Genomic DNA, 5,232 nt, shown 5'->3' on the forward strand with positions numbered 1-5,232 from the left:
TTGCCAAGCTGCCAAGCGCCGCCTCGCCGGCAGCGGTCTCCCGATATCCCCATGATGAAGCCGCCCACCCCAACCGGCTGGCACAGCCTGTTACCCGGCTTGCTATCGCTGCTCGCTGCCTGCGTCTTTATGCTGGTCGCCGCTGCACTGTATTGGCCGACGCCGGAAGCGGCGTTTCGCACCGACGATTCACCCGTCGCCTGGCTATCCAGCGCGCAGCTGTGGGCCATGGCCATACTGTGCCTGCGCCTGTGGCAGGAGCGTGCACTGCCGCGCCTGCTCTGCCTGTGGCTGGCTCTGGCCATGATGGCGATGGCGTTTGACGAGCAATTCATGCTGCATGAGCACTGGAAATACCAGTGCATAGATTGGCTCGATGCCTGCCGCCATGGCTGGGTGACCGAATTGCCCATGCTGCTGGTTGCCGTGCTCGGCACCCTTAGCGGCGTGCAACTGCACCGGGCCCTGCGCAACCCTTGCTTGAGCGCACAGCTAGGGCTGGCGATTCTGTGCGGGCTGTTCGCGCTGTATCTGCGCTTTACCCAGCAGCCGGCCGAGCTGTTGCCCTACAAGGCGGCCTTGCTGGTTATTGCCGAGGCCTTGTTCCTGGGCTGTCTGCTCGGCCTGCGGCGCTGATCCGCCCGGCGGACGACTATCTCATGTACATTCGACAAAGCTGTCGCTATCGAGCAAGCGCCATTCGCCAGCGATATTCACCACGGTGATGCGCGCCAGCGACACCGGCTTGCCGCCATACATCGGCGACACGCCCACCCCTTCGATAAAGGCCAGATCGGCGATACCGTCGCCATTCAGATCGATCTGGTAAACGCTGGCACGACCTAGCGGATTAACCGTGCCATTGGGGCGCGCCTGCCGGTATTCGGCCTTGCTCAAATCGAGCGTGGCGTGGTGAAGGGTGGCGCGCTGAAAGCCCAGCGCGCGCGGGGTGATGATACCCAACAGGGCATCCTTGACTGCCGGATAACCGGGGAGCAACGTGCTCGCCCGCCTTGCCTGCTGAAAGCCGCCTGGGCAACCGGGCTCGGCAGCATTCGGCGTCAGTTGTTTCTCGGCTGCCAACTGGTAGCTGCCAAGCAGACCGGTGCGGCCGATCACCGTTTCAATCGGCGGCGAATCGAGGGCAAGCGTGGCTTTGCCTATATCCCAGGCGCCGGCATACCACTGCAGGTAGTCATCATTGCGATCGCCTTTCACCCAATAGGGGCCGGCTGTCAACTTCAGCCGCTCGGTAATGCCAAAGTGCGCGCTCAGCGCTTCGTAGCTGCTGCTGGCCGCAGCGATGTCCGATTCCGAGCGGAACAGGGAGCCGGTCACCGCAGGCAAGGTGACATTGGCAATCAGGTATTCGTGCCCGAGTCCCATATTGATGCCATTTGCCAGAGGATGCGGATGGCTGAACTCGCCAGCAAAATCGCGCTTGTCCTTGATGGCGGCTTGCGCCATGCCCTGCAGCTTTCTCCAGTCGGCCAGCGGCAGATAGCTGTCGCCAGCGGCAATCACACCCTTGGCCAGCAAGGCTTTCATCGCCTCGTATTCGGGAATCTTGTAGCGAACCAGCGCAGGCGAATGCTTCGGTTCGCTGTCCGCCATCGCCTCATTGGCATTCGGATCAAATCGCTCCGCCTTGCGCTGCTTTTCCGTCAGCAAGGTCGACCAGAAATACTGGCCAGCCGCAAACAGCCGCTCGGCAGTCGGCGCAATCCAGAAAGCGCGCGGTGGCGAGTAGGTGGGGTTTGGCTTGCCATCGGGCAACGTCTCCCGGCTGACCTGCTCCAGTGTCAGGGCAGCGGTGCCAAGCAGCTTGCAGGCAACAAAGCCACGCCGATCCTTACCCCAGCCGATTTCACAACTTCCCCCTTGCTCGCCAAGTAGGGTAAGCGGCGTGTTGGTGCTCAGATGATCAACAACGGCGCTGGCAGCATCCTGGCCACTGCGCACATTGACCCAGGAACCCTGCACCCAGCGCTGCGCCTTGCCGTCATCAGCCGCGTGCGCGGGCAATATACCGATCATCAATAGGGACAGCGTCATTCGGATGGTAAGCATGGAGACACGCGAGACAGAGAGTGGGCCGCTATTCAATCACAGCGCGGGAGCCACAGGTGCGTTCGCAGATATCGGCGCAGTGCCATGCTGCATTGCCACAATTTCTTGCACATGTAGTCGCACTCCAATGCTATGCCCATGTAAAATATCCGTTTTTGGTTTGTAGTCGTATTTTTCCGACTACAAATTCGCCCGCTTACCGCATCAGGAGATCCCCCAGTATGTCCATCCGCCTCGCCATCAACGGCTACGGCCGTATCGGCCGCAATGTGCTGCGTGCCTTGTACGAGCTCAACCTCGGTAGCGAATTCAAGATCGTGGCGGTGAATGCCTCTGGGGATCTGGCGACCAATGCCCACCTGACCAAGTTCGACACCGTGCATGGCCGCTTCAATGCCGATGTGAAGGCCGATGGCGACTGGTTGCGCATCAACGACGAGAACATCCGTTTCTTCTCGACCCGCAATCCGGCTGAATTGCCCTGGGGCGACCTCGGGATCGATATCGTGCTCGAATGTACCGGCGCCTTTACCAGCAAGGCCAAGTGCCAGGCCCACCTGCAGGCTGGCGCCAAGAAGGTGCTAATCTCCGCACCGGGCGACAAGGATGTCGATGCCACCATCGTCTACGGCGTGAACCATGATGTGCTGACCCGCGATATGACCGTGGTGTCGAACGCCTCCTGCACCACCAACTGCCTGGCGCCGGTGGCCAAGGTGCTGAACGACAGCATCGGCATCGAAAAGGGCCTGATGACCACCATCCACGCCTACACCAATGACCAGGTACTGACCGATGTGCGCCACAAGGATCTGCGCCGCGCCCGTTCCGCCACCCAGAGCCTGATCCCGACCAAGACCGGTGCGGCCGCTGCCGTGGGCCTGGTGCTGCCGGAATTGGCCGGCAAGCTCGATGGCTTTGCCGTGCGCGTGCCGACCATCAATGTGTCGATGGTGGACCTGACCTTCCAGGCCAAGCGCGCCACCAGCAAGGAAGAGATCAACGCCGTCCTGCGCGATGCAGCCGGCGGCGGCCCGCTCAAGGGCGTGCTCGGCTACAACGATTTGCCCCTGGTATCGATCGACTTCAACCACACCAATGAAGCGTCGATCTTCGACAGCACCCTCACCAAGGTCAGCCATGGCGACCTGGTGAAAGTGGGTGCCTGGTACGACAACGAGTGGGGCTTCTCGGTGCAGATGCTGAATACCGCTCGCGCCATGATGGCGGCGAAGTAAGCTATTGAACTGACCTTGCAACACCGATTCGGGGCGCGTAGGCGCCCCGAATGCACTACAGCGGCCTGCGCTGCTACATTGCCGCCATCTGCAACCCCTACCGGACTTTGGCCATGAATTTCAAGAAACTCACCGATCTCGACCTGGCTGGCAAACGCGTATTGATTCGCGTCGATATGAATGTGCCACTCAAGGACGGCGTGATCGGCGATGACACGCGCATCCGTGCCTCGCTACCGTCTATTGAGCATGCCCTGAAGGCTGGTGCCGGCGTGCTGTTGATGACCCATCTGGGTCGCCCGACCGAGGGCCAGATCAACGAGGAAGACAAGCTGGCGCCAGTAGCCAAGCGTCTGGGCGAATTGCTGGGCCGCGACGTGCCGGTGATCACCGACTGGCGCGGCCACACGATCAAACCGGGCGAACTCGCGCTGCTGGAGAATATCCGCACCAATGCGGGCGAAAAGAAGAATGCCGACGAGCTGGGCCAAGCTTATGCCGCGCTGTGCGATGTGTTCGTGCACGACGCCTTCGGCACTTCGCACCGCGCCGAGGCCTCGACCTATGCCGTTGCCAAGTTCGCCCCAATCGCCTGCGCCGGCATCCTGATGGCGGCCGAACTCGATGCCCTCGGCAAGGCGCTGGCCCACCCGGCCCGCCCGCTGGTGGCCATCGTGGCCGGCTCCAAGGTGTCGACCAAGCTGACCATTCTGGAAGCACTGGCCGACAAGGTCGATCAGCTGATCGTCGGTGGCGGCATCGCCAACACCTTCCTGCTGGCCGAAGGCCGCCAGATCGGCAAATCGCTGGCCGAAGCCGATCTGGTCGAACAAGCCCGCGCCGTTATCGCCAAGATCCGCGCCCGCGGTGGCGATGTGCCTCTGCCGAGCGATGTGGTGGTCGGCCAGAAGTTCGATGCGAACGAGCCCGCTATCACCAAGCCCCTGGCCGAGGTCAGCGACAGCGACATGATCTTCGACATCGGCCCGGACAGCGCGGCGCAGCTGGCAAGCATCGTTGCCAAGGCCGGCACCATCGTGTGGAATGGCCCGGTCGGCGTGTTTGAGTTCGACCAGTTCGGCAAAGGCACCGAAGCGCTGGCGCGTGCCATTGCTGCTAGCCCGGCGTTCAGCATTGCCGGCGGTGGCGACACCCTGGCCGCGGTCGCCAAGTACGGCATTACTGACGACATCAGCTATATCTCGACCGGCGGCGGCGCCTTTCTGGAGTTTCTGGAAGGCAAGACCCTGCCGGCGGTGGAGATTCTCGGCCTGCGGTCGGCAAGTTAGGGATTCGGATCGATTTAGCGCAGCGGCACAGCTCGATTCAGTGAAGGATCCTTGATCGACCTGTGCCAACTCTGTGCCGATACAATCAAAGCGCGTACGCAAGATCGAAATGTAGTCAGCCCTACCTCACTACATTTCGTTAAAATCCGCGCCATTCTCAAGTTCAAGTTGGAGTAAGCCATGTCCCTCGTTTCGATGCGCCAGTTGCTCGACCATGCCGCCGAGTACAGCTACGGTCTGCCCGCGTTCAACGTCAACAATCTGGAGCAGGTGCAGGCCATCATGCAGGCCGCCGACGAGTGCAATAGCCCGGTGATCATGCAAGGCTCGGCCGGCGCCCGTAAGTACGCGGGTGAAGCCTTTTTGCGCCACCTGATCCTGGCCGCCGCCGAAGCCTATCCGCATATTCCCATCGTGATGCACCAGGACCATGGCGCCTCGCCGGCCGTGTGCATCCAGGCAATGCGCTCCGGTTTCTCCAGCGTGATGATGGACGGCTCGCTGCTGGAAGATGCCAAGACCCCATCGAGCTATGAGTACAACGTCGATGTCACCCGCCGCGTAGTGGAAATGTCGCACGCCATCGGTGTATCGGTGGAAGGTGAGCTCGGCTGTCTGGGTTCATTGGAAACCGG

Annotated in this window: 5 protein-coding genes; 4 read left to right on the forward strand and 1 reads right to left on the reverse strand. The window is 61.5% G+C overall.

The features are described from left to right. The first annotated feature begins 51 nt into the window (after positions 1–51). On the forward strand, positions 52–636 hold the full coding sequence (locus ACE3OH_RS10185) for a hypothetical protein (protein WP_374351550.1): 585 nt from the start codon (positions 52–54) through the stop codon (positions 634–636). Positions 637–657: 21 nt separating this feature from the next. Here the strand turns inward: ACE3OH_RS10185 and ACE3OH_RS10190 are convergent, their stop codons facing one another. Continuing rightward, positions 658–2,070, reverse strand: coding sequence for a hypothetical protein (locus tag ACE3OH_RS10190; protein WP_374351553.1), 1,413 nt, complete (start codon positions 2,068–2,070; stop codon positions 658–660). A gap of 221 nt (positions 2,071–2,291) precedes the next feature. Here ACE3OH_RS10190 and gap point away from each other — a divergent pair, with 221 nt between their 5' ends. The 3 genes from gap to ACE3OH_RS10205 form a co-directional block, all read left to right on the forward strand. Further along, positions 2,292–3,308 (forward strand): type I glyceraldehyde-3-phosphate dehydrogenase, encoded by a 1,017-nt coding sequence (gene gap, locus ACE3OH_RS10195; RefSeq protein ID WP_374351556.1) that lies wholly within the window; start codon positions 2,292–2,294, stop codon positions 3,306–3,308. A gap of 113 nt (positions 3,309–3,421) precedes the next feature. Beyond that, a complete protein-coding gene (locus ACE3OH_RS10200) occupies positions 3,422–4,597 on the forward strand; it encodes a phosphoglycerate kinase (RefSeq protein ID WP_374351562.1) in 1,176 nt (391 codons plus the stop codon). A 180-nt stretch (positions 4,598–4,777) separates the two neighbouring features. Continuing rightward, a partial coding sequence (locus tag ACE3OH_RS10205) for a class II fructose-bisphosphate aldolase (protein WP_374351559.1) occupies positions 4,778–5,232 on the forward strand: 455 nt, incomplete at its 3' end.

The organism is Chitinimonas sp., from assembly GCF_041904975.1.
Classification (GTDB): Bacteria; Pseudomonadota; Gammaproteobacteria; order Burkholderiales; family Chitinimonadaceae; genus Chitinimonas.